1 pseudogene is annotated in these 975 nt (G+C 61.1%); it reads left to right on the top strand.

Annotated features, from left to right (window positions below):
- Positions 1–49 precede the first annotated feature (49 nt).
- Positions 50–959, top strand: a pseudogene (locus VVR85_RS11155) (IS5 family transposase).
- Positions 960–975 lie beyond the last annotated feature (16 nt).

The raw sequence follows: 975 nt of genomic DNA, 5'->3' as shown, positions 1-975 counted from the left end.
CTAGGGCGTGTCTCCTAATTGTGGGCCTGTGCTCGAGCATGATTGAGGTGTGTCACAACGGTCTAGATTTACGCAGTTCACGAATGCACAGTGGGAGCGAGTTGAACCACTTCTGCCAACGAATGAGGGCCGTAAAGGCCGCCCGTTTGGTGATAGCCGCCGCGTTGTAGAGGGCATCATCTACCGGTACCGCACCGGAATCCCGTGGCGAGATCTCCCCGACCGGTATGGTCCCTGGCAGACGGTGTGGAAGCGGCATCGCCGCTACGCAACCGACGGCACCTGGGACCGCGTATTCGCGCACATCCTCGCCGAGGCCGATGCAGTGGGCGACATTGACTGGAACGTGTCAATCGACGCGACGATCAACCGTGCTCATCAGCACGGTACGAACCTGCCGCGCCCTGATCAGGACACAGGGGGCTCTATCGAATTACAAGAATCTGCCGTTATGCGAGATTGAACCGGCAGGTCACGGGATCGGGAGATCACGCGGAGGGTTGAGCACGAAGGTACATTTTGCTGTCGAGGGGCATGGCCGGCCGCTGTCGATTGTGGTGACGGGCGGGCAACGCCATGATGGCGCGATGTTGCAGGAAGTCCTCGGCGATATTCGGGTCCCGAGAATTGGGTGCGGGCAGGCGCGGACGCGCCCTGATGCGTTGCTTGCTGATCGCGGGTACACGTCACGGGTGAACCGCGCGTATCTGCGTGAGCGCGGCATCGCCGCGGTGATTCCGGAGAAGTCTAATGAGATCGCTGCCAGGAAGCGTAAGGGTCGTGCTGGCGGGCGACCGCCCGGGTTTGATGCGGAGCTGTACAAAGACCGCAACGTGGTCGAGCGGGCCTTTGGGTTGATGAAGCAGTGGCGCGGGCTTGCGACGCGTTATGACAAGCTCGCGGTCACGTATCGCGCGGGAGTGGTGCTTGCGGCGATTCTGGTCTGGTTACGCATATAAGAGACACGCCCTAGGT

This window comes from Corynebacterium sp. LK2590, assembly GCF_040946105.1.
In the GTDB taxonomy this organism is placed as follows: Bacteria; Actinomycetota; Actinomycetes; order Mycobacteriales; family Mycobacteriaceae; genus Corynebacterium.
Note: the sequence above shows the minus strand (reverse complement) of the source record. Positions and strands in the feature narration are given on the sequence as shown.